We start from the raw sequence: 21,957 nt of genomic DNA, 5'->3' as shown, positions 1-21,957 counted from the left end.
GGAGAACACCTCCTGGGAACGCATCCTGGGGAGGAGAACACCTCCTGGGGAGGATGAATCTGCCCGATTTCTCCTCCCGACGGGGAGATCTCCTCCCGACGAGGCGCTGCCCCGAACCCGACCCCGAACCCGAAGCCGAACCCGAACCCCCGCTCCGACACGCGCCTAGCTGTCGATGAGCGCGCGCACCTCGGCCGCCTCGACCTGGCGACCGAGCGCCTCGAGCAGGTTGCCGAGCTCGAGCGCCGACACCTGACGCAACGGGGCGTGGTCCACGGCGTGCTCGAGCGCGCTGCGGTAGATCGGCACGGCGTCGGCGGCGCGGTCGTCGGCGGCGAGCAGGCGCGCGGCGAACAGCTCCGAGCCACCAGCCGAGCCCGCATCCCCGATCGCGGCGAATCCATCGGCCGCCGTGAGCGCCGCGGCCACGGCCTCGTCGATGCGGCCGAACTGAGCGAGCACCCGACCTCGCGAATCGGTGACGTCGGCGAGCAGCCATCCCGCCTCATGCTCCTGAGCCAGAGCAGCGACCTCGTCGAACAGAGCGAAGGCACGGGCGTCCTGCTTCGCGCCATAGGCCTGGCCGAGGTTGTGCAGCACGTCGGCGAGGGCGCCGACAGCCTCGGGCGCCTTGCGTGCGATCTCGGACGCTGATTCGAGCGATTCGATCGCTTCGTCGTGCTCGTCGAATCGGGCGAGGATCTTCGCGCGCTCGGTCAACGACATGGCCTGATCCGCGTGCTCCTCCGCCTCGCCGAAGAGATCCGCCGCATAACCGAACGCGCCGACCGCCTGGCCGAACTCGCCGGCCGAGCCGAGGGCTCGCGCGAGCAGCGACGCCGTCATCGCTCGAGAAGCTGCAGGCACCTCGGCCTGCTCCTCCCGCTCGAGGACCTGACCGAACAGCTCGGCGGCCACCTCGGCGTCACCCGCGGCGAGCATCGCCCGTGCGAGGCGGAAGTCCGCCCCGGCCTGGTCGCCGCCCTCCTGCGCGACGAGACGCGAGGTGACCCGGTACCGAGCGACGGCCTTCTCCGGGTCGCCCGCATCCTCCCAGAGCGCCCCGGCGAGCAGATGCGCCGTAGCCAGAGCCGTGGTCGCGCCGAGCCCGGCGAGCAGCCGAGACGCCTCATCGGCATCCGCCGCGCCTTCCGCGTAGTCTTCGCTGCCACCGCGTACTCTGGCGCGGGTCTGCAGTGCCTGCGCGCGGTGACCTGCGCTGAGGTCGTCCTGGGCCAGGAAGCGATCGAGCAGAGCGGACGCCGCCTCGATGTCGCCCTTCTGCAGCACGGCCGCGATGGCGACCAGCGTGGTCGTGTTCGAGAGCCGCACGTCGTCTGCGTCGGCGAACGCCCGAGCGGCGATCTCCGCCATGTCGAGCGCCGCATCGGCTTCGTCGGCCCGCATGTGCAGCGAGGCCCGGCTGATCGCGAGATCGCCGAGAGACCAGGCCGGGAGCGACGCGGCGTTCGCGAGTTCATCCTCGAGCGCGGCGGCGGCGTCGGCGGTGTTCAGGCCGAAGGTCGCGAGCCCCAGGCGCTGCTCGAGGTCGGCCTGCGCGTCGAGCCCGGCGGCGCGCAGGGCGTCGATCCGCGCCGGCAGCAGCTCGGCCGCCTCCTCGCTGCGGTCGAGGGCGATGAGGATGCCGAGGCGCATCGACATGAGCTGAGCGATCTTCGAGGGGTCCTCGACTCCCAGAGCATGCGGCAGAGCCTGCAGCGTCTCGTGCTCCGCCCCGAACTGGGCGAGGTTCATCACCCGCTCGAACCAGGCGTCCGGATCGCTCGGCGTGGCCGAGTCCGTGGCCGTGACGAACGCATCCGACCTGATCGGCACGTCGTAGCGCTCGTCAGCGAGAGCCCGCAGGCGGGCGAGGCTTCGCGCGTGGCCCTCGGTGCCGTCGCGGCGATCGAACTCGGACCCGATGCGCTCGGCGGCGGCCCAGGAGACGGCGGCGAGTTCGGCCGCGCCCCACGTTCCGTCGTGCTCGCCGAAGAAGTCGGTGAGCGCGGGGGAGTCGGCTCCGCGCACCGGAGCGTCGCCGTGGCCCGCTGCGGTGACGCGGTCGAGGGCGAAGGCGAAGGCGGCCAGTGCTGCGAAGTGCGCGTCGACGTTGAGTCCGTCGTGCGCGAGCCACGGGATGTGTCGCTCGACCTGGGCGAGCGCCCTGGCCTCGTTGCCGGTGAGGGCGGCGAACACGATGTTGTTGGCGACGATCCGCAGGTTGTCCGGGTTGTCCTTCGCGAGGCGATAGCTGCGCAGGTGCGCGCTCTTCGCCTCGTCCAGGCGCCCGGCGCGCAGGTACGGCACGAGCACGCGCGACAGAGCGTGCTCCGGCTCCTCGCCGCACGAGAATCCACCCTCGAGCATCTCCTCGACGAGCCGGATGGCCTCGGCATCTCGATCGGTCTCCGCGAAGAACCCGGCGAACTGGCTGCGCCCGCACGCGTCGCAGTGGCTGTGGTCGTCGCGAGGCGTGGCCTCCAGCTGCACGCGCAGCGCCTCGGCGTCGTCGATGCGTCCGGAGTCCCAGGCGTCTTCGAATCGGGCCGTGAGCACCCCGCTCATGCCGAGCCCGGCCGTGCGGTAGTGGGTTTCCATGTCATCGAGCACCGCCGCGATCTGCTCGACCGAGAAGGCGGGGGACGAGCGCAGAGACGATGCCATCCACTTGAACTGCCACATCAGATCGGCGCCGCCGTATTCGAGGTCGGCGGGGAACCGCTGCGGGTCGGCGTCGTGCCGGGCGAGACACCACGCGAAGGAGTTCAGCATCACGTCGGTGGCGCCGTTCATGTTCGCGGATGCGGTCTGACGCATCCGCGCTTCGTATTCGAGCCTCTCATCACCGAGTTCGACGGCGAGTGAGACGGCATCCGCCACCAGCGCCTGCTCGGCCGGGCCCCACGGAGTGCGGTCGATCTCCTCGATCAGCTGCGTGAAGCGCTTCTTCGGACGTGTCATGGGGATCCTTCGAACGGAGCGGGTGTGCAGAGCGTGGTCAGACTGCGTCGCCGAAGGGGATCGAGTCCTCTTCGATGCCGGCCGACAGTGAGACGAGGTCGGAGAGCGCCGTCGTCATGAGCGCACGATCCGAGTCGGAGAGCGGATGGTGACCGGCCAGCAGAGCCTGGATGTAGAGCAGCTGCACGGTGCGGGCGAACACCGCGTCGTCCTGCACGCGCACGAGCGCTCGCACGACGCGGTTCGACCAGTTCAGGCACAGGCGCGCGCTCAGATCGTCGTCGCGGGAGGCGGAGACGGTCGCGTCGATGCGGTCGAGCACGCCACCCCACAGCGACCCGGTGATGCCCTTGGTGCGTCCGCGGTCGATCCGGCGCAGCACCTCCGGATCGGCGACGTAGAGCGCTGCGAGCTCAGGCTGGTCGATCGAGCGCACGGTGACGGAGCATCCGGATGCCGTCAGCACCCCGCCCGCTCGTTCCTCCAGCGCCATCGCGGCATCGCGGTCGTCGAGGGGCGGAGGGTCGAGGCGGTCGAGCTCACCCGCGACGTCGACGAGCTCGATCGTGACGTGAGGGTAGAGCTCTGGAAGCATCCGCACGAGGTCCGCGTCATACAGGTAGCCGCCGTTGACCAGCACCTCGGAGCCGGGCGAGATGCCGGCGACCTGGCGGAACTCGTCGACCGACTGCGCGAAGCGCACGTGCGGGTACCGTTCGACGAGATCGCCGATGCGCATCGTGCCGTGCGTGGTCTCGAGGGTCAGCCAGCGCGTGATGAACGTCGCCAGCTCCTCGTCGTGACGCACGAGCGACTTCAGGCCCACCTCGTGGATCGCCACGAACTGGGCCAGTCTGTGCGGCTCGCGCAGTCCCAGTTCGAGCACCCAGCGACGGATGCCGGCACCCAGCTGTTCGCGGACACGCTCGAGCGCCGCATCGTCGACGAGAGACTCGCGGCTGGCCGTCGGAGCGAGGCCGGTCGAATCGACGACCGCCCGCACGAAGAACGCCCACTCGGGCAGCACGTCGTCGACGCGTTCGCCCAACAGCATCCGCCCGAGGTACATGCGGGTGGCCTGGCGGGCGCCGGGCGGGGGAGCGTAGGGCAGCACATAGGCGAGCCCTCGGGTGCCCGTGGCGGGTTCGCTGAGCTCGATCGCGTCGAGCGGGGTGGCGCCGAGCAGATCGCGTCCGTACTGGAGCGCACCCTCGATGTCGTCGACGGCATCGAGGAAGGGCGCCCGCCGCGTGATGTCGATGTCGCCGTTCGAGGACTCGAGCGTCACCCGTACGGGCAGGAATTCGGCGAAGGCCGTCGCCAGCTCGCGCACGGCGGCAGGGCGCAGCAGCTCGTCGGCGTCGAAGCGCGGCTTCAGGTGCACACTCGTGCCGATGGGAAGGTCGTCATCGATCTCGACGACGCGGAAGGTGCCGTCGGCGCTGCCCGTCCACTCGACGGCAGAACCGCCCCGGGCGCTGCGCGAGCGGATCACGATCGAATCGGCGACCATGAAGCAGCTGAGCAGGCCGATTCCGAACTGACCCAGGTAGTCGCTGCGGGGAAGGTCGAAGATGTCGCGTTTCGAGCTGCGTCCGACGGTGGCGAGGAGATCGCCCACCTCCGCCGCGTTCAGACCGACCCCGTCATCCCGCAGCACGAACTCGCCGGAGCCGTCGGTCAGCGCGGTGATGCGGATGCGTCCGCCCCCGCCGTCGACCTCGCGGCGTGCCGTGATGGCGTCGCGTGCGTTCTGCAGCAGCTCTCGCAGGTACACGCGCGGACTGGAATAGATATGGCGGCTCAGAAGGTCGACGACACCGCGCAGGTCCACCTGGAACTGCTGCACGTCAGCGCTCACTGCGCCCCCTCCCGTTTCTTCCGCTCGCCGAGCCTAACAACAACGGCGAGAGCGGGCCCGGTTCGGCACCGACCGGCGGATGCCGTATGCTTGACCAGCAGTTGTTGTCTGCATTCTTTCGCCGTGCCCCGGTCCTTCCGGTCCGGTAGCGGTGGCAGGATGGAGATGACACCCCGAGACCTCCCGGTCTCTAGGGCGGTAGCTCAATTGGCAGAGCAGCGGTCTCCAAAACCGCAGGTTGCAGGTTCGATTCCTGTCCGCCCTGCGCGTCAGCACACGCTGACACACGAAAGGTACATTCAGGATGGATCAGGACGAACCGCGCGGCGAGGTCGTCGCGGCCGGCGCCACCCGCGAGAAGAAGCGTGGCATCGCGGGCTTCTTCGCAGGGATCGCCCTGTTCTTCCGTCAGGTCATCGCCGAGCTGCGCAAGGTCGTCACGCCGACCCGCAAGGAACTGGTCAAGTTCACCGCAGTGGTGCTCGTCTTCGTTCTCATCGTCATGGGCATCGTCTACGGACTGGACACCCTGTTCGCCTGGGTGACGCACATCGTCTTCGGGGTCCCGGGCGCCTGACGCCCTCGCGGCCCTGGCCGCAGTGATTGGAAAGAAACAACGTGTCTGAACGATATTCCGACGACGCCGACTGGGCGACGGCTGCTGAGCAGTCCAGCGAAGAGGACGAGGCCCAGGAGGGCAACGTGCTCGCTGCGGAAGAGCAGTCGGTCACCTCGGCCGAACATGTCGCCCTTCACATCGAGGACGTCGACGGAGACGACGACGCCGTCGCGCAGGACGACGACACCGACATCGACATCAACGACCCGGAGGCGGACGCGATCGTGAACGACGCTCTCAACCTGGACGAAGCGGCTGAGACGGAAGCTGCCGCTGAGGTCCTCAACGAATCCGTGGCGGAAGAGACCGCCGAGCTCGAGGCCGCTGAGGCCGAAGAGGTCACCCCGTACGACGGACCCGACATCAACGGCGACGATGACGCCGCGACCGAGTCCGACGACGAGTCCGAAGAGGACGACGACGCCGAGGAAGACCCGTACGAGGCCTTCCGCCTCGACCTGCGGATGCTTCCGGGCAAGTGGTACGTCATCCACTCGTACGCCGGATTCGAGCGCAAGGTCAAGGCCAACATCGAGCAGCGCAAGTCGACGCTCGAGGTCGAGGACGAGATCTACCAGATCGAGGTCCCGATGGAAGACGTGGTCGAGATCAAGAACGGCCAGCGCAAGATGGTCACCCGCGTGCGCATCCCGGGCTACGTGCTCGTGCGCATGGAGCTCACGGAAGACACCTGGTCGGTCGTCCGCCACACCCCCGGCGTCACCGGCTTCGTGGGCAACGCCCACAACCCGACGCCGCTGCGCTTCGAAGAGGCCTTCAACATGCTGAAGTCGCTCGTCGAGGTCAAGGACGTCCCGACCGCCAAGAACATCGCGTCGAAGGGCGGCCTCGCCGTCGCTCGTCCGCTTCCGGCCGAGGTCGACTTCGAGGTCGGCGAGACCATCACGATCAAGGAGGGCTCGTTCGCGGGTCTTCCCGGTTCGATCAGCGAGATCAAGCCGGAGAGCGGCAAGCTCACCGTGCTCGTGTCGCTCTTCGAGCGCGAGACCCCGGTCGAGCTGTCGTTCGACCAGGTCACCAAGATGGTCTGACACACACGCTTCACGAGAACGGCCGTCCCATCCGGGGCGGCCGTTCTCGTACCTTTCGATCCTCCCGGCGGGCTGGGGGCTCGAGCTGCGCCCATCAGGTCGCGCCCGCGGCCCGGTACGCGTCGGCGAGGTTGTTGCGGCTGTGTAGGGTGTTGGGGTGGTCGGGGCCGAGGATGCGTTCGCGGTCGGCAAGGGTTCGTTCGTGGAGCGCAATGGCTTCCTCGTACCTTCGTGTCCGCGAGTACAGATTGGCGAGGTTGCTGCGGCTGCCGAGTGTGTCTGGATGGTCGGGGCCGAGGATGCGTTCGCGGTCGGCGACATTCTGTTCGTGGAGTGCGGATGCTTCGTCGTATCGATTGATCTCCGCGTACGCGCTGGCGAGGTTGTTGCGGCTGCCGAGTGTGTCGGGGTGGTCGGGGCCGAGGATGCGTTCGCGGTCGGCGAGGTTCTGTTCGTGGAGTGCGATCGCTTCGTCGTATCGCCCGGTCTGCGCGTAGATGTTGGCCACGTTGTTGCGGCTGATGAGGGTGTTGGGGTGGTCGGGGCCGAGGATGCGTTCGCGGTCGGCGAGGTTCTGTTCGTGGAGTGCGATCGCTTCGTCGTATCGGTGGATCTCCGTATACGTGCTGGCGAGGTTGTTGCGGCTGCCGAGTGTGTCGGGGTGGTCGGGGCCGAGCATGCGTTCACGGTCGGCGAGGTTCTGTTGGTGGAGTGCGATCGCTTCGTCATGCCGCCCTGCCTTGGCGTACGCGGTTGCGAGGTTGTTGCGGCTGCTGAGGGTGTTGGGGTGGTCGGAACCGAGGATGTGTTCGATGTCGCTGAGGTTCTGCTCGTGGAGTGTTATCGCCTCGTCGTATCGGCCAGCAAGGGCGTACGCGGTTGCAAGTGTGTTGCGCAGAGCGAGAGTCTCATGACGGGCGTCTCCACCGATCTTTACGGCTGTGCCCACCAGCGCTTCGGTAAGAACGATCGCCTGGCTGAGGCGCCCCGCCGAGATCAAAGCTGACGTTACGTAAAATCCGGCGACCAGCCGTTCCCGTTCAGTCGAGCCGGCCAGGGCCATCGCGGTCAGGCTACCTTCCGCGGCAGCGAAGTCCCATCCCTGAAGTTGCCAGCGTATGGTCGTGAGTAGGTCTGAGTTCCCCCGGGGGCTTGCAAGCGTTGATGCACGTCGGAGCCATTCCGCGCCGAGGGGGTGGGGCACGGATCCCATCTCTTCGAGTGCGAGGAGATGGACTTCTCTACGAAGCGCGCGAAGTTCTATGAGGAAACGGGAGCCCCCAGACGGCAGCCTTGATTCGAGCGCGACCCTGAGCGGTGTGGGCAGTCGCATTATGGCGGCAGGATTCCCGGTGGGCAGGGCCGCGAGTGCGTCGTCGATCTGCCCCAGAAGTTCGACCGAGGGTACCCGTGTGCTCGGCAGGCGGCTGAGGGTGCGGATTACGCTGCCCGCGGGATCGGTTTCGAATTCTTCGATCATTCGCCTCGTGTACTGGTCAGCGTCGAGATCGTCCGTATCGGCGGGATCGAACCAGGCCGTGAGGAAGTCGACCACGAGGCGCAGTGGCTCTCCTCGTGTCTCCTTGATCTGGAAGGAGAGCCTCGCCAGGGGCTCGGCCAGCTCGTAGTACGTGCGCCGGGCATCCACCAGCTTGGCGAACGGCGAGGTCGTCGGGCGGACCCAGCCAAGGTCGCGCAGCTCCCCTAGGGTCTTGGCCATCGAGCGCTTCTCGATCCCGACAGAATTCGAGAGCTCTGCCACGTGTACCGGGTGGTCTGCGGATGCGAGGGCCGCGACGGCGAGTCGTTGATGTCCGCTCAACCGCGCGAGCTGTTCCTGGTAGTAGGGCGTCAGGTCGTCGAACCGAGTCAGGAGCGTGTCGATGAGTCCGCGCGCCCCTGTGGCGGTAAGGGCTTCAGCAAGTGCGCTCCACAGTCGTGGCTGTCCGCCGGCAAGGTGAGCGATCGTCCGCAGCCGTGCCGTTGCTTCGTCGCTGTCGAGTCGTGCCGCGAGCTCATCGTCTCCGCGCTCTCGGGCAATCGTCTGCAGCATCAAGCGAGCTTCCTCGACCGTGAAGGGTTCGAGCTGCGTCGTGGTGAAGAAGTTATAGAACGGTTCCGAAGAGGATGTGAGCGCGCGGTCCAGACGGGTCGTCGAGGCGACGACAAGCAGATGCTCGGTCGTCTGGAGCAGGTGGCGGAGTTGGCTCTGCCCGGTAGGGGTGATTTGGAGGAGCACCTGGTCGAGATTCTCAACAATGACCACCAGCGGTCCAGCCTCGCGGACCAGATCTGCGAGCAGCGTCTCGTAGTCACGGTCTTTCAGGCCCGGGTCAGCACTGCGTCCCGCGTGAGCGAGGACTGCGCGCAGGAGTGAGCCATAAGAGACGATCGTCCAGGGATCCTCCGGTAGCCACGACAGCTGCAGACGCGCGCCGGCTTTGATGAGCCCCCGCGTCCGATGAGCCACCAGTGAGAGCAGGTGGGTCTTTCCCGCGCCCCGAGGTCCGACGAGCAGGCTGTGATTGCGAACGTCGCTCGCCGCTGCCTCGCGCACTCGGTCCATGGTTAATTCGAGTGGTCGTTCGCGTGCGACGAAGAGTGCTTCGAGTGTTTCGCCGGGGAGGAGCGAGGGGGTGTAGCGGGTGTAGGACACGGTCAGGTCAGCTTTCTGCGCTGCAGCCAGATGCGCTTCAACACGGGGTACCGCCAGGTGAGTACGCCGCTGCTTTCGATGAGGTAGTGGTCGTCGACGAGCAGATCTATCAGCCGCGCGCGAGCGTTTCGGCCGCTTTCGTGGTTGAGTATCTGGGTGACGACCACAGACTCGTCCATGGCCACTCGATCGAGTATTCCCATCGCCTCATCGCGGTCCTCGCCGTAGTTGACGTCGAAGCGCTCGACGAAGTGCGTGACCGCGCCGCTCTCGTCTCGATCGTCGAGAAACCCCTGAAATACATCGACGATGAGGTCGGGTGTCGCTTCTGAGGTCGACCGCTCCCCGATCATCTGCGCGATCTTGTGCATCAGGAAGGGTATGCGGCCGCATCGTTCCCTGAGTTCGGCGATGGCGGCGGGCGAGGGACTGACGCACCCGGCCCCGAGGAGGAGTCGTTCCGACAGCTCATCGGCTTCAGTCTTTTCGAGCGGTCCGAGGGGGATGCTCTGCAGGTCGTTGAAGTCCCCCTTGGTTGCACCGCACTGGGTGACCACGTGGTGGAGTCCGATGGATCCGCAAAGGATCCAACGGACGTTCGGTGCCGACGAACGAAGCGCCCGGAGAGTTTGTAGGACGATTCGGGCCTCCTCCGGAGATTGATTCTCGGTAATGTTGCGGATCGCGAGAGGAAGCTCATCGATCAGCAGAAGCACCGGCCTGCCGCTGTCGGATGCGGTCTCATCGTTCAGAGTGGTTATCAGATTCTGCAGTCTTTGCGCTGCCGTCCCTCCTACGCGTAGGTCGAGCGACACGCCCATCGCCGATGCTCCCTCGATCGGCTTGAGGAACTGTAGGAGGCCGTCGAGGAACCTCTTCGGAAGACGCGCAGCGTGGACGAGCGCGTCCGCGGTCTTCTCGAAGAGCTCATCCGAGGTGCGCGCAGATTCGTAGTTGATGAAGACGGGCGTAAAGGCGACGGTCGTTCGCTCCAGATGCCGGAGCCATTGGGTCTTTCCCATGCGCCGCGGGTCGGTCAGGAGCAGGTTCTCTCCGTTCAGCAGCCTGGTCTCCGCTCGCGTGGTCATCCCTTTCCGACCGACGAACGTCTTCGCCGACTGCGCGTTGCCCGGTTGGGGCGTTATCGGTTCCATCGAGCCTCGTTTCGATATGCGGCAGATCTCCCGTATAAATGGACGGAGAATCTCCCGTCCATTTATACGGCAGATTTCCCGTCCAATCAAGAGGCTTCTCGCTCTTGTCAGGATTCAGCCGAGACAGGCTGGCGTCACGGTCTCCGACACCATCAGGGCGCTGATCGAACGAGTGGCCTCCGACCCGCGTCCGCTGCGGGTGCTCAACAACGCGGGGCGATCAAAGCCCCGGTCGAGACCATGCCGCTCGACGACTGGCGTCGGGTGTTCGAGGTCACCGTGTTCGGCAAGATCGCCCTGACCCAGGCTCTGCTTCCCGCCCTTCGGCGTGGGCGAGGTCGCATCGTCAACATCAGCTCGGCTGGCGTCGGGGTCTCGATATCCGCAGCCGGAGCGTTCTTGGGCAGCAAGTTCGCCGTGGAGCGGTGGGCGACGCGCTCCGTCAGGGGCTCGCCATCGAAGGCATCGGCGTCGCGATCGTCGAACCCGGAGCGGTGCGGGCGTCGACGGCTGGCTCATGCATGCGGCCGTCTCGCTCACCGCCTCCTTCGGGAAGGATGGTACGTCGGCAGAGCAGGCTGCGGCGACCTCGACAAGGCCGCGACGGCTCTCCGGCCGCGCATCCGCTACACGATCGGATGTGACAACACCATGCTCACGCGTCTCGCGGCTCCTGCCCGTGCGGTTGCTCGACCGCGCCATCGTCCTCACGATGCGCCCGCACCTTCCCGCCTCCTGACGAGCGCGCGGCCTGCGTCAACCGGGGTCGTCGAGCAGGAGACCGAGCCGACGTGCGGTAGACGCGGTTCTCAGGTAGACTTGTGTGGTTTGCGTGTCGCTTCGGCGTGCGCGCAGACGACCGCAGCCCGGAGATGCCGGGTTCGCGGGAGAGCAGATGCATCCGCATCCGTTCGATGAAAGGAAGAGGATATGGCACCGAAGAAGAAGGTGACCGGCCTGATCAAGCTTCAGATCAACGCCGGTGCAGCCAACCCGGCGCCGCCGATCGGCCCCGCGCTCGGTCAGCATGGCGTCAACATCATGGAGTTCTGCAAGGCGTACAACGCCGCGACCGAGTCGCAGCGCGGCAACGTCATCCCCGTCGAGATCACCGTCTACGAGGACCGCAGCTTCACGTTCATCCTGAAGACCCCGCCGGCCGCGGAGCTCATCAAGAAGGCCGCCGGCGTGCCCAAGGGCTCGTCGACGCCTCACACGGTCAAGGTCGCGAAGATCACCAAGGACCAGGTCCGTCAGATCGCCGAGACCAAGCAGGCCGACCTGAACGCGAACGACATCGAGGCTGCCTCGAAGATCATCGCCGGCACCGCCCGTTCCATGGGCATCACGGTCGAGGGCTGAGGAGAATAATCATGGCTACGAAGTCCAAGGCTTACAAGGCTGCCGCCGAGAAGATCGAGGCAGACCGTTTCTACACTCCCACCGAGGCAGTCGCCCTCGCCAAGGAGACCGGCTCGTCGAAGTTCGACTCGACCGTCGAGGTCGCGCTGAAGCTCGCCGTCGACCCCCGCAAGGCAGACCAGATGGTGCGCGGCACCGTCATCCTGCCCCACGGCACCGGTAAGACCGCCCGCGTCATCGTCTTCGCCACCGGCCCCGCGGCCGAGGCAGCGATCGCCGCAGGTGCAGATGAGGTCGGCGGCGCCGAGCTCATCGAGAAGGTCGCCGCAGGCTGGACCGCGTTCGACGCGGCCGTCTCGACACCGGAGCTCATGGGCCAGGTCGGTCGTCTCGGAAAGGTCCTGGGTCCGCGTGGACTCATGCCGAACCCGAAGACCGGCACCGTGACCCCCAACACGGCCAAGGCCGTCGAGGAGATCAAGGGCGGAAAGATCGAGTTCCGCGTCGACAAGCACGCCAACGTGCACTTCGTCGTCGGCAAGTCGTCGTTCTCCGCTGAGCAGCTCGACGAGAACATCGGCGCAGCGCTCGAGGAGATCGTCCGCCTCAAGCCGTCGAGCTCGAAGGGCCGTTACATCCAGAAGGGCGCCGTGTCGACCACGTTCGGCCCCGGCATCCCGCTGGACGTCAACTCCATCTGAGTGTGATTCCTGAAAGGCCCCCGCATCGTGCGGGGGCCTTTCTGCATCCCCTCGGGGCGACATCCGACGTCATCCGATGTGGGATGCTGAACCGAAGCCCCGTACTGTAAACGAGTCCGCGCCACAGCACTCGCGCCTCACCGCACCCCAGGAGGGTACTCACATGTCCCGTCGCATCATCGCCGTCACCGCACTGGTCGTCGCCGCAGCAGCGCTCACCGCCTGCAGCGGCAGCACCGCCCCCGCCGAGAGCAGCTCCAGCGAAGGCGGCGCCGACTTCGGTCTCGTCAAGGACGGCACCCTCACCGTCGCCACGGAGGGCACGTACCGTCCGTTCAGCTTCCACGGTGACGGCGGCACGGGTGACCTGACCGGCTTCGACGTCGAGATCATCCAGGCGGTCGCCGACAAGCTCGACCTCGAGGTCGAGTTCCAGGAGACGCAGTGGGATGCGATCTTCGCGGGCCTCGATGCAGGCCGCTTCGACGTGATCGCGAACCAGGTCAGCATCAACGAGGAGCGCCAGGAGAAGTACCTGTTCAGCACTCCGTACACCGTCTCGCCCGGCGTGATCGTGGTCGCGGAGGACGACGACTCGATCTCGTCGTTCGACGACCTCGAGGGCAAGACCACCGCGCAGTCCCTCACGAGCAACTGGTATGAGCTGGCCACCGAGTCGGGCGCCACGGTCGAAGGCGTCGAGGGCTGGGCACAGGCCGTCGAGCTGCTGCGACAGGGTCGCGTCGATGCGACCGTCAACGACAAGCTGACCTTCCTCGACTACGAGACGACGAACAGCCCGTCCGGACTGAAGATCGCTGCCGAGACCGATGAGGCCGGCGAGCAGGCGTTCGTGTTCACCAAGGACAAGACCGACCTGGTCGACGCGATCGACGGCGCACTCGAAGAGCTGCGTGCCGACGGCACCCTGGCCGAGATCAGCGACAAGTACTTCGGCGAAGACGTGACTCAGTAGCCCATGGAGAACCCCTGGCAGCTGTTCTTCGACTCGCTCGGCCCGATCGCCCTCGCGGGGGTGACGGTGACGGTTCCGCTCGCGCTGATCTCGTTCGCGCTGGGTCTCGTGCTCGCCATCGGCGCGGCGCTCATGCGGATCTCGGTCAATCCGCTGTTGTCGGGCATCGCCAGGTTCTACATCTCGGTCATCCGCGGCACGCCGATGATCGTGCAGCTGTTCGTGATCTTCTACGGGCTCGGATCGATCGGGCTCAAGCTGGATCCGTGGACCAGCGCGATCATCGCACTGTCGCTGAACGTCGGCGGCTACGGAGCCGAAGTGGTGCGCGCAGCCATCCTCTCCGTTCCGAAGGGGCAGTGGGAGGCGGCGTACACGGTAGGCATGAATCGCACGCGCACTCTCACGCGCGTGATCCTGCCGCAGGCTGCGCGGGTCTCGGTGCCTCCGCTGTCGAACACGTTCATCTCGCTGGTGAAGGACACCTCGCTCGCCTCGCTGATCCTCGTGACCGAGCTCTTCAAGGTGGCGCAGCAGATCGCAGCGGCGACCCTGGAGTTCATGGTCGTCTATCTGGCTGCCGCGCTGGTCTACTGGGTGATCTGCCTGGTGCTCTCGTTCGGCCAGAGCGCACTCGAGAGGAGACTCGATCGCAATGTCGCTCACTGATCCGACCCACCCGGCGCACACGTCCACGGCCGACGCGCTGCTCACCGCCCGCGGACTGCACAAGCGCTTCGGTGACAACGAGGTGCTTCGCGGCATCGATCTGACGCTGCATCGCGGAGAGGTCGTCGTGCTGATCGGTCCGAGCGGATCGGGTAAGACGACGGTGCTCCGCGCGCTCAACGGCCTCGAGACGCCGGATGCCGGCACGATCGTCGTCGCAGGCGGACCCGACATCGACTTCGCCCCGTCGGATCCGGTGTCGAAGCGCACGCGGGCGCAGAAGCGTCTCGCGCTGCGCGACCGCTCGGCGATGGTCTTCCAGCATCACAACCTCTTCCCCCACCTCTCGGTGCTCGAGAATGTGATCGAGGGCCCGTGGCGGGTGCAGGGTCGACCGAAGGCCGAGGTGGTCGCCGAGGCGCAGGTGCTGCTCGCGAGGGTCGGACTCGCCGACAAGGAGAATGCTCGCCCGCACGAGCTGTCCGGCGGGCAGCAGCAGCGGGTCGGCATCGTTCGCGCTCTCGCCCTGCGCCCCGACCTGCTGCTCTTCGACGAGCCGACGAGCGCGCTCGATCCCGAACTCGTCGGAGAGGTGCTCTTGGTGATCAAAGAGCTCGCCGACGAGGGGTGGAGCATGGTCGTCGTCACGCACGAGCTGAGTTTCGCGCGCGAGGCGGCAGACCATGTGCTGTTCATGGATTCGGGAGTGGTCATCGAAGAGGGGGCACCGGCCGACATCTTCGGCGCGCCGCAGCACGAACGCACGAAGAGGTTCCTCACCCGCATCCTGCGGCCGCTCGACGGCGACTGACGGGCATCCGCCCACTTCTGCGACGCAGGGTCAGCCGCCGAGCACCGGCAGCACCAGGCTGACAGCCAGGGTGATCATGACGACGGCGATCAGCGCGTCGAGGATGCGCCACGCTCGTTCCGTGCGCAGCCAGCGGCCGAGATAGCGGGCGCCGAACCCCAGCGCGGTGAACCACAGGATGCTGGCAGCGATCGCTCCGGCGGCGAACAGCCAGCGCTCGTCGCCGTGCGTCGCGGCGATCGACCCGAGCATCAGGACCGTGTCGAGGTAGACGTGCGGGTTCAACCAGGTCAGGGCGAGAACCGTCGCGATCACGGGAGCGAGCGCGGTGCGGGTCGCAGTCGTGGTTCCGCCGCCCGACCCGGGCGCCGAGCCCTCCGCACCGGTCCGGTCGACTCGCAGCTCCTCGCCGCCCCTCCAGGCGCGGCGAGCGGCGAGGATGCCATAGGCCAGAAGGAACACGGCCCCCGCCCAGCGCGCGACGACCACGAGCCACGGGGCTGCGGAGATGACGAAGCCGAGTCCCGCGACGCCGGCGGCGATGAGCAGGGCGTCCGACACGGCGCAGATGATGACGACGGGCAGGACGTGCTCTCTGCGGATGCCCTGACGGAGGACGAACACGTTCTGCGCGCCGATGGCGACGATCAGGGAGAGGCCGAGTCCGAGACCCGAGAAGACGGAGAGCATGAGTCCACGGTACGGATGCCACAGACATGAGCACCAGCGATGATTCCTTGTGCGGCATTAGCATGACTAATGTGAAGATCGATCCGGAGCTTGCCGCCACTGTCGCCGCCGTGGCCGACGAGGGAACCCTCGACGCAGCGTCGCGGGTGTTGCGTGTGACTCCTTCCGCCGTGAGCCAGCGGCTCAAGACGCTCGAGGAGCAGCTCGGACGGGTCCTCGTCGTGCGCACCAAGCCTGCCCGTCTCACTGAGGCGGGCGAGGCTGTCGTGCGGCTCGCACGACAGCTGGCACTGCTCGAGCACGATGCCCTCGCAGAACTCGGCCTCGAGGGCGACGAGGCGCCCCGCACCCGCATACCGCTCGCCGTGAACGCGGACTCGATGGCCACGTGGTTCCTGCCTCCGCTCGCACGGCTCTCGGCAGCCCACGACCTCGACTTCGACCTGCACCGCGACGACCAGAACTTCACGGCCCGGCTGCTCGAGTCCGGCACGGTGATGGCGGCGGTCACGAGTGAGGCGGCGCCTGTCGCCGGGTGCTCCGTCGCACCGCTCGGTGTGCTGGAGTATCACGCGATGGCAGAACCGGCGTTCGCTGATCGCTGGTTCTCCTCCGGTGTCACCAGGGAGGCGCTGGGCGCCGCGCCCTTCGTCGACTTCGACAGGCGAGACACGCTTCAGCACGAATGGCTCGAGCGGATGGGCGTCGCGCACCACGGTGCTCCTCGGCACTACGTGCCCGCGTCGCACGACTACGCGCTCGCCGTGCGGCTGGGCCTCGGATGGGGGATGCTGCCGCTCCTGCAGAAGGAGCGCGGGCTCGTGCCGCTCGGCGGGCCACCGCTGCGAGTCCGGCTGTACTGGCAGCAGTGGAACCTGCGCTCCGCGCTGCTCGACACCATCGCGGCCGAAGTCTCCGTCGAGGCGAAGCGCGTTCTCGCGACCTGACCCCCAGTTCTGGACGAACTGCAACCATCCGATCGGTCGCAGAAACCGATAGACGTTTCTGCGGAATTCACGAGCCGGAATGCGCAATCATGACCCCGAAGGCCTTGAGTGGGCGCAGAAAGTGGACGAAGCTGTCGGGAACGACACGAGTACCGGATGCAGGCCGCGAAGGGCGGCCGTCCCCAGCCATCTGCGTCTCGTGAAATTCCTGAGGGGGAATGTCATGGTTGAGAAGGATACGCAGCGCAAGGTTCTGGCAGTGCTGGCCGGCGGGCTGGTGCTCGGAGTCGGGATCGGGGTGACGCTCGCAGCCTGGAACGATTCGGAGTTCGCGACCGGAACCTTCACCGCAGGGTCGTTCAACCTGGAGGGGTCGACGACGAGCGCCACTGCCGGCTACGCCGACCACAACGTCGACGACGAGGATGCTCCGGCCTCGCTCATCTTCCAGCTGCCGGCCGTCGCGTCGTCGATGTCACCGGGTGACGTGGTCTACGCGCCTTTCTGGGTGCGTCTCGACAGCACGACGACAAACGGAGCCACGCTGGTCCCCTCGGGGATCACTGCGGGCACCGGTGGGAACGAGGCCAATCTCTCGTACACGGTCACGGCCATCGCCGATGAGGACACGTGCGGGGCCGCGGCGACCGGGACGGTCGTCGCGACAGGAGCGACGCTCAGCGCCCAGACGGGTGCGACGTCGGTCGATCTCGCTGAGGGCGCACCGGCAGGCACTGCGGGAACACCGGTCCAGCTGTGCTTCGCGGTGACCGCCGGCGCCGGACTGACCCAGGGTGCCGCCGCGACCGCGACATGGGAGTTCACGGCCACCTCGACTGCGGACTGATCATGGCCGAGACCCGCAGAGGCATGCGGGAGGGGAAGCGACTGCTCTCCCGTCGGATACGTGCCGTGCTCGCGGGCGGTCTGGTGTTCGGCGTCGGTGCGACGATGACCCTCGCCGCCTGGAACGATTCCGAGTACGGCAACGCGACCTTCACCGCAGGACGGTTCGACATCGTGGGTGCGACCGACGGAGCGACGTTCTCGAGCCACCCTGTCGGCACCCCGGCAGCCTTGTCGTTCAGTGCACCGTTCTCGGCGATGGCGCCCGGCAACACGGCCTACGCCCTGTTCAGCGTGCGCACCGCGAACCCATCCGTGGCGGGAGCGCTGCAGCTCAGCGTGACCTCGACGGCAGGAACCGGGCTCGGCACATATCTGCGATACGGAGTGCGGGCGATCACGGGGACGACATGCAACGGCACGACCTACACGGCGGGAACCGCGGTCGTTCCCGACAACTCCGTGATGTCGATCGGCGGAACCGGCACCCAGGCGGTCGCGGCCAACGGTGGCACGACCGTCAACTACTGCTTCGCGGTGACGCTGCCGGCGGCGACCGACAACGGGGCCCAGGGCCTGACGGCGATTCAGACGTGGCAGGTCGTCGGGACTTCGAGCTGACGCACGCGTCGAAACACCGATGACGTCCGAGGAGGATTGATGAATGCACCGACGAGGCGGAGCCTGCGGGAGCATGCGGCGAGCATCGATGCGTCGCCCTCCGTCCTCGCAGCGTCGTCGGCCGTCCCGTCGCGGCCGACTCGACGCACTCTCGGCCGCCTGTTCGCCGATGTCCTGCTCTGGCTCGCGGCCCTCGCCGGGCTCGCCTGCATCGTGCTGGTGGTCATCGCGTTCACGGCGAACATCACTCTCATCATGTTCCGCACCGGATCCATGGCGCCCACCATCCCGGCAGGCTCGGTCGCGGTCGTCCAGAGCGTCGCGGCATCGGACGTGCGGGTCGGTGACGTCGTCACCGTCGATCGCGACGGTGATCTGCCGGTCACCCACCGCATCACCTCGGTCGCCCCCGGTGCGAACGAGGGCGAGCGCGTGATCACGATGCGAGGAGACGCGAACGCCGCGGATGATCCCTACCCGTACACCGTGCAGACGGTTCGAGTCGTGCTGTTCTCGATCCCGGGGATCGCCGCCGTGATCGTCGCGATGGGCAGCCCCTCTGTGCTCGGCGGGCTCACGCTCGGCGCGACGGCCCTGGTCGTCTGGGCATTCTGGCCGCGCTCGAAGGGTCCCCGTGCACGGCACGAGACTGCGGAGCCCGACCGATGAATCGGCGGACGGCATGCGCGGCGGGCGCTTCGGCGGTGGTCCTCGGACTGCTCGCGGCAGGCCCGGCGTGGGCTGCGCCGTCGACGCAGGTCGTGCAGGGCGAGGTCCTGCGGCTGGTCTCGGTCGCCGACTGGGACGTCGCATCGAGCCTGCGGCCGGGGCAGCCGGTGCAGTGGGACGTCACGGTGAGCGCGGAGGCGCCCGATCCGGGGACCGTCGCCGTGGGGATCAGCGCGAGCGGCGGTGCGCAGCTCGTGATCGATGTGCTCCGCTGCGCCCAGGAATGGGACGGCGGCGGATGCCCCTCGGGGTCGACCACACTCGAGTCCGGCTGGTCGATACCGCGAGACGGCATCGAGGTGCCGCTCGTCGAGATGGCGGATACGGAGGTCGCGCACCTCAGACTCATCATCGCGCTCGCCGGTGAGTCCTCCGGCAGCACGCAGGTGCGCGTGCATGCGCGTGGCGCGGGAGAGTCGGCGGCGATCGGGCCCGGAGACGGCGATCTCGCGACGACGGGTATGACACCGCTCACTCCCTGGATCACGGGCGGCGCTCTGGCCCTCGTCGCCGCGGGCGCCGCGCTCAGCACGACTCTGCGGCGTCGAGCCTCCGGACGGAACGGCGGTGAGACATGACCGACAGGAGACGGCATCGCACCCTGGCCGGATTCGCCGGCGTGGCGCTGCTGATCGGTGTGGGGTTGGCTCCGACCGCCCAGACGACGGATGCCGCGTTCACCGACCCCGAATACGCGCGAACCACCATCACCGCGTTCCGTGTCCCGGCGCCCACGATCATCGCCTGCGGGGTCACCAACAACGGGCTCGGAATCTTCCAGAGCGTCAGGCTCGACTGGACATCGCCCTACCCCGTGACCGGGACCAGACTCACCCTCACCCAGGGTGCGACGACAGCAGTGGTGCCCGCTTCGAACATCACCACGAGCGGACCGGCCGGTGGTCTCTACACGCACTCGGCGGTGCTCACACAGGCCCTGTTGACCAGCCTCATCTCCAACCTGCTCGGCAGCACGACGACGTTGACGGCCACGAACCTTCTGGCCGGAACGACGTGGGTGTCGGCGGGAGCATCGCGTCAGCTGTCCATCGCGTTGCTCGGACTCAACGCGTCCTGCACGTGAGAGCGGACGAGGAGTGCAGGTTCAGTCGGCGAGAGCGAGCGCACGGAAGGCGTCGCGCTCGCGGAGGTGCTCACGGCGGCTGGCGGCGGCCGCAGCCGCGGCATCCGCTATGCGCGTCGGCACCTGCATGCCGGTGGTCCGCCGGTACAGCTCGTCGATGAGGTCGGTGGCGAGGCCGACGAGCTTCGCGATCTCGCGGTCGTCGCGGTCGATCCAGACGCAGCGGGGCTCGTCATGGATGGGGGAGAAGTCGACGTGCTCCTCCCAGACGAACAGGGTGCGCTCGGCGCCGAGCACGTGCTGCTGCCACCAGATCTGGCGGAGGTAGGTGCGGGGGATGCCGCGGAACGCCTTGTTGGTGGTCTTGATCTCGGCGAGCTTCACGCGGCCGTCTGCATCGACGGCGATGCCGTCCGGCGTGGCGAGGTGACGGTGTTCGACCTCTGCACGGAACAGGGCGGAGGAAGGCAGGATGCCGTGCGTCGCCGCCACCCAGGCGGCGATCTCGGGCTCGCGGCGGCGCCCGTGATCGGTGTACGCGTTCCCTCCGAAGCGGGGGCCACCGCCGAGCTTCGAATCGGCCGCGCGCGCGATGGACCTCTCGCTGGTGAGCCCGGCGACGTCCGTGGCGGTGATCCCGCGCGACCGTGCTCTCATCCAGGCCACGCGGTCGCGGGAGTCCGCGACGATGCGAGCTTGGAGTTCCGGGGTCACCTATCGAGGGTAACCCCGGTCGCCGACTCTCCCGCCCGCACACGCCGCCCCGAAGCATCCCTCGGGGGCTCGCGATGGCGGTGGCGGGTCAGCCGTGCGTCGGCCACCCCTCGGGCCCGGAGGAACCGGCGACGTAGTCGTCGAGCGGCACATCGCCCCGTCGCCACGCCTCGAGGATCGGGGCCACGATGCGCCAGGACTGTTCGGCGGCGTCTCCGCGCACCGCCAGCATCGGATCGCCGTCGAGCACGCCGGACAGGACCTCGGCGTACGCCTTGAGTGCGCCTTCGCCGAGCTCGGCCGACAATGTCGCCCGTTCCAGCTCGAACGGGTCGTCGGATGCGTTGAGGTTGAGCTCGAGCGACATCAGGTCCGGCCCCAACGAGAACCGCAGGACTGCGCCGTCCGATGTGCCGGTGAGTCCGCGCGGCAGGTGCCGGACGGGACGGAAGCGTACGACGATCTCCCTGGCAGGCGTGCCGAGGGCCTTGCCGGAGCGGAGCCGGAACGGGATTCCCGCCCAGCGGGAGTTGTGCACCTCGAACGTCGCCTCAGCGAGCGTCTCGGTCTGACGTGCCGCGTCGACTCCCGGCTCGTCGACGTACGACGGCTTCGCCGTGCCGTCGATCTCTCCCGCCGTGTAGCGGGCTCGGCGCGACGACGCGCCGGGGTCATCGCCCCACACTGCGGTCGCGCGCAGCACCGCGCCCGTCGCCGCGCGGAAATCGATCTCGTCGAGGGTGGCAGGTTCTTCCATCGCGAGGACGGCGAGCACCTGGAGGAGATGGCTCTGGATCATGTCGACGAGTGCGCCGGCCTTGTCGTAATAGCCCGCGCGGCCCTCCAGTGCCAAGGACTCGTCGTAGACGATGTCGACCGACTCGATGCTCTCGGCAGACCAGAGCGGCTCGAGGATGCGGTTCGCGAACCGCGCTCCCAGCAGATTCAGGGTGGTCGAGCGGCCCAGGAAGTGGTCGACGCGGAACACCTGGCTCTCCGGCACGAGCGCGGTCAGCGTGCGGTTCAGCTCTCGGGCGCTCTCCTCGTCGGTGCCGAACGGCTTCTCCATGACGAGCATCGCGCCCGCGGGCAGCATGTCGGGAGTGAGGGTCGCGATGCATGCTGCGGCGACCGATGGAGGTACAGCGAAGTAGACGGCGACCCGACCGGTGAGCCCGCCCAGCAGCGAGCGGAGGTCATCGGCGCGGGTGATGTCGGTGCGCACGTACGTGACATCCACGCGGACTGCCTCGTCCTCGGCGCCCATGGAAGCGAAGGCCGTCCGGACGACGGTCTGCAGCTCGGCATCCGTCCATTCCTCGCGGTCGGCACCGATGATCCGCACTGCGCGCGCGGGCTCCCTCGCCAGCAACTGTCCCAGGGCGGGAAGGAGCAGCCGCGAGGTGAGGTCGCCACCTGCTCCGAGGATCACCAGCGTCGTCGCATCGGTCATGTTCTCACCGTAACGGCTCTCACCGAGCACGAACATGCCAGACTCGGT

At 67.5% G+C, this 21,957-nt stretch carries 21 protein-coding genes and 1 tRNA gene; 15 read left to right on the top strand and 7 right to left on the bottom strand.

What is annotated here, in order from left to right; genetic code table 11:
- Positions 1-165 precede the first annotated feature (165 nt).
- Both ACIP5T_RS16595 and ACIP5T_RS16590 read right to left on the bottom strand, forming a co-directional pair.
- Positions 166-2,964, bottom strand: a complete 2,799-nt coding sequence (locus ACIP5T_RS16595) for a hypothetical protein (protein WP_400865871.1) — start codon at positions 2,962-2,964, stop codon at positions 166-168.
- Positions 2,965-3,001: 37 nt separating this feature from the next.
- A complete protein-coding gene (locus ACIP5T_RS16590; RefSeq protein ID WP_400865868.1) occupies positions 3,002-4,825 on the bottom strand; it encodes an HSP90 family protein in 1,824 nt (607 codons plus the stop codon).
- A 192-nt stretch (positions 4,826-5,017) separates the two neighbouring features.
- Here ACIP5T_RS16590 and ACIP5T_RS16585 point away from each other — a divergent pair.
- The 3 genes from ACIP5T_RS16585 to nusG all read left to right on the top strand — a co-directional run bounded on the left by ACIP5T_RS16585 (position 5,018) and on the right by nusG (position 6,496).
- Positions 5,018-5,090 (top strand) — tRNA-Trp (locus ACIP5T_RS16585).
- Between the two features lie 39 nt (positions 5,091-5,129).
- A complete protein-coding gene (secE, locus tag ACIP5T_RS16580) occupies positions 5,130-5,402 on the top strand; it encodes a preprotein translocase subunit SecE (RefSeq protein ID WP_042539545.1) in 273 nt (90 codons plus the stop codon).
- Positions 5,403-5,443: 41 nt separating this feature from the next.
- Positions 5,444-6,496: a transcription termination/antitermination protein NusG gene (nusG, locus tag ACIP5T_RS16575; protein ID WP_400865864.1), complete on the top strand. Its 1,053-nt coding sequence runs from the start codon at positions 5,444-5,446 to the stop codon at positions 6,494-6,496.
- A gap of 94 nt (positions 6,497-6,590) precedes the next feature.
- On the opposite strand, the gene ACIP5T_RS16570 is transcribed toward nusG, so the two are convergent.
- Both ACIP5T_RS16570 and ACIP5T_RS16565 read right to left on the bottom strand, forming a co-directional pair.
- Positions 6,591-9,152 (bottom strand): tetratricopeptide repeat protein, encoded by a 2,562-nt coding sequence (locus tag ACIP5T_RS16570; RefSeq protein ID WP_400865861.1) that lies wholly within the window; start codon positions 9,150-9,152, stop codon positions 6,591-6,593.
- Between the two features lie 2 nt (positions 9,153-9,154).
- Positions 9,155-10,396, bottom strand: coding sequence for a hypothetical protein (locus ACIP5T_RS16565; RefSeq protein WP_400867031.1), 1,242 nt, complete (start codon positions 10,394-10,396; stop codon positions 9,155-9,157).
- Between ACIP5T_RS16565 and ACIP5T_RS16560 the strand changes: the two genes are divergently transcribed.
- From ACIP5T_RS16560 to ACIP5T_RS16535, 6 genes are all read left to right on the top strand, one after another.
- Complete coding sequence (locus tag ACIP5T_RS16560; protein ID WP_400867001.1) at positions 10,286-11,224, top strand: SDR family NAD(P)-dependent oxidoreductase; 939 nt, start codon at positions 10,286-10,288, stop codon at positions 11,222-11,224. The genes ACIP5T_RS16565 and ACIP5T_RS16560 overlap by 111 nt on opposite strands.
- A gap of 12 nt (positions 11,225-11,236) precedes the next feature.
- Positions 11,237-11,668 (top strand): 50S ribosomal protein L11, encoded by a 432-nt coding sequence (gene rplK / locus ACIP5T_RS16555; RefSeq protein ID WP_053097443.1) that lies wholly within the window; start codon positions 11,237-11,239, stop codon positions 11,666-11,668.
- 11 nt (positions 11,669-11,679) lie between these two features.
- Positions 11,680-12,369 (top strand): 50S ribosomal protein L1, encoded by a 690-nt coding sequence (gene rplA, locus ACIP5T_RS16550; protein WP_400865858.1) that lies wholly within the window; start codon positions 11,680-11,682, stop codon positions 12,367-12,369.
- Between the two features lie 163 nt (positions 12,370-12,532).
- Positions 12,533-13,345, top strand: coding sequence for a transporter substrate-binding domain-containing protein (locus tag ACIP5T_RS16545; protein ID WP_400865855.1), 813 nt, complete (start codon positions 12,533-12,535; stop codon positions 13,343-13,345).
- A 3-nt stretch (positions 13,346-13,348) separates the two neighbouring features.
- Positions 13,349-14,014, top strand: a complete 666-nt coding sequence (locus tag ACIP5T_RS16540; protein ID WP_400865852.1) for an amino acid ABC transporter permease — start codon at positions 13,349-13,351, stop codon at positions 14,012-14,014.
- Entirely contained in the window at positions 14,001-14,825 is an 825-nt protein-coding gene (locus ACIP5T_RS16535; protein ID WP_400865849.1) for an amino acid ABC transporter ATP-binding protein, read from the top strand. Before ACIP5T_RS16540 ends, ACIP5T_RS16535 begins: the two co-directional genes overlap by 14 nt.
- A gap of 30 nt (positions 14,826-14,855) precedes the next feature.
- Here the strand turns inward: ACIP5T_RS16535 and lysE are convergent, their stop codons facing one another.
- Positions 14,856-15,515: an L-lysine exporter gene (lysE, locus tag ACIP5T_RS16530; protein WP_400865846.1), complete on the bottom strand. Its 660-nt coding sequence runs from the start codon at positions 15,513-15,515 to the stop codon at positions 14,856-14,858.
- Between the two features lie 71 nt (positions 15,516-15,586).
- On the opposite strand from lysE, the gene ACIP5T_RS16525 reads away from it, so the two are divergent.
- From ACIP5T_RS16525 to ACIP5T_RS16500, 6 genes are all read left to right on the top strand, one after another.
- Positions 15,587-16,462, top strand: coding sequence for a LysR family transcriptional regulator ArgP (locus ACIP5T_RS16525; protein ID WP_400865843.1), 876 nt, complete (start codon positions 15,587-15,589; stop codon positions 16,460-16,462).
- Positions 16,463-16,685: 223 nt separating this feature from the next.
- Positions 16,686-17,309: a SipW-dependent-type signal peptide-containing protein gene (locus tag ACIP5T_RS16520; RefSeq protein ID WP_400865840.1), complete on the top strand. Its 624-nt coding sequence runs from the start codon at positions 16,686-16,688 to the stop codon at positions 17,307-17,309.
- Positions 17,310-17,311: 2 nt separating this feature from the next.
- Positions 17,312-17,929, top strand: coding sequence for a SipW-dependent-type signal peptide-containing protein (locus ACIP5T_RS16515; protein WP_400865837.1), 618 nt, complete (start codon positions 17,312-17,314; stop codon positions 17,927-17,929).
- Between the two features lie 39 nt (positions 17,930-17,968).
- On the top strand, positions 17,969-18,598 hold the full coding sequence (locus tag ACIP5T_RS16510; protein ID WP_400865834.1) for a signal peptidase I: 630 nt from the start codon (positions 17,969-17,971) through the stop codon (positions 18,596-18,598).
- A complete protein-coding gene (locus ACIP5T_RS16505; protein ID WP_400865831.1) occupies positions 18,595-19,236 on the top strand; it encodes an LAETG motif-containing sortase-dependent surface protein in 642 nt (213 codons plus the stop codon). The genes ACIP5T_RS16510 and ACIP5T_RS16505 overlap by 4 nt, the downstream gene beginning before the upstream one ends.
- Entirely contained in the window at positions 19,233-19,742 is a 510-nt protein-coding gene (locus tag ACIP5T_RS16500; protein ID WP_400865828.1) for a hypothetical protein, read from the top strand. Before ACIP5T_RS16505 ends, ACIP5T_RS16500 begins: the two co-directional genes overlap by 4 nt.
- A 21-nt stretch (positions 19,743-19,763) precedes the next feature.
- On the opposite strand, the gene ACIP5T_RS16495 is transcribed toward ACIP5T_RS16500, so the two are convergent.
- Positions 19,764-20,456: a YqaJ viral recombinase family protein gene (locus tag ACIP5T_RS16495; protein WP_400865825.1), complete on the bottom strand. Its 693-nt coding sequence runs from the start codon at positions 20,454-20,456 to the stop codon at positions 19,764-19,766.
- 88 nt (positions 20,457-20,544) lie between these two features.
- A complete protein-coding gene (locus ACIP5T_RS16490; RefSeq protein WP_400865822.1) occupies positions 20,545-21,909 on the bottom strand; it encodes a glucose-6-phosphate dehydrogenase in 1,365 nt (454 codons plus the stop codon).
- Between the last annotated feature and the right edge of the window lie 48 nt (positions 21,910-21,957).

Source organism: Microbacterium sp. NPDC088619, from assembly GCF_044752825.1.
In the GTDB taxonomy this organism is placed as follows: Bacteria; Actinomycetota; Actinomycetes; order Actinomycetales; family Microbacteriaceae; genus Microbacterium.
The sequence above is the reverse complement of the archived record's forward strand: the minus strand, read 5'-3'. Positions and strand labels throughout refer to the sequence as shown.

What these genes read in the sequence shown, in the direction of transcription:
- ACIP5T_RS16595 (WP_400865871.1), bottom strand. Translation starts at nt 2,964, where the DNA reads ATGACACGTCCGAAGAAGCGCTTCACGCAGCTGATCGAGGAGATCGAC.
- secE (WP_042539545.1), top strand. Translation starts at nt 5,130, where the DNA reads ATGGATCAGGACGAACCGCGCGGCGAGGTCGTCGCGGCCGGCGCCACC.
- rplK (WP_053097443.1), top strand. Translation starts at nt 11,237, where the DNA reads ATGGCACCGAAGAAGAAGGTGACCGGCCTGATCAAGCTTCAGATCAAC.
- rplA (WP_400865858.1), top strand. Translation starts at nt 11,680, where the DNA reads ATGGCTACGAAGTCCAAGGCTTACAAGGCTGCCGCCGAGAAGATCGAG.
- ACIP5T_RS16545 (WP_400865855.1), top strand. Translation starts at nt 12,533, where the DNA reads ATGTCCCGTCGCATCATCGCCGTCACCGCACTGGTCGTCGCCGCAGCA.
- ACIP5T_RS16540 (WP_400865852.1), top strand. Translation starts at nt 13,349, where the DNA reads ATGGAGAACCCCTGGCAGCTGTTCTTCGACTCGCTCGGCCCGATCGCC.
- ACIP5T_RS16535 (WP_400865849.1), top strand. Translation starts at nt 14,001, where the DNA reads ATGTCGCTCACTGATCCGACCCACCCGGCGCACACGTCCACGGCCGAC.
- lysE (WP_400865846.1), bottom strand. Translation starts at nt 15,515, where the DNA reads ATGCTCTCCGTCTTCTCGGGTCTCGGACTCGGCCTCTCCCTGATCGTC.
- ACIP5T_RS16520 (WP_400865840.1), top strand. Translation starts at nt 16,686, where the DNA reads ATGGTTGAGAAGGATACGCAGCGCAAGGTTCTGGCAGTGCTGGCCGGC.
- ACIP5T_RS16515 (WP_400865837.1), top strand. Translation starts at nt 17,312, where the DNA reads ATGGCCGAGACCCGCAGAGGCATGCGGGAGGGGAAGCGACTGCTCTCC.
- ACIP5T_RS16510 (WP_400865834.1), top strand. Translation starts at nt 17,969, where the DNA reads ATGAATGCACCGACGAGGCGGAGCCTGCGGGAGCATGCGGCGAGCATC.
- ACIP5T_RS16505 (WP_400865831.1), top strand. Translation starts at nt 18,595, where the DNA reads ATGAATCGGCGGACGGCATGCGCGGCGGGCGCTTCGGCGGTGGTCCTC.
- ACIP5T_RS16500 (WP_400865828.1), top strand. Translation starts at nt 19,233, where the DNA reads ATGACCGACAGGAGACGGCATCGCACCCTGGCCGGATTCGCCGGCGTG.
- ACIP5T_RS16490 (WP_400865822.1), bottom strand. Translation starts at nt 21,909, where the DNA reads ATGACCGATGCGACGACGCTGGTGATCCTCGGAGCAGGTGGCGACCTC.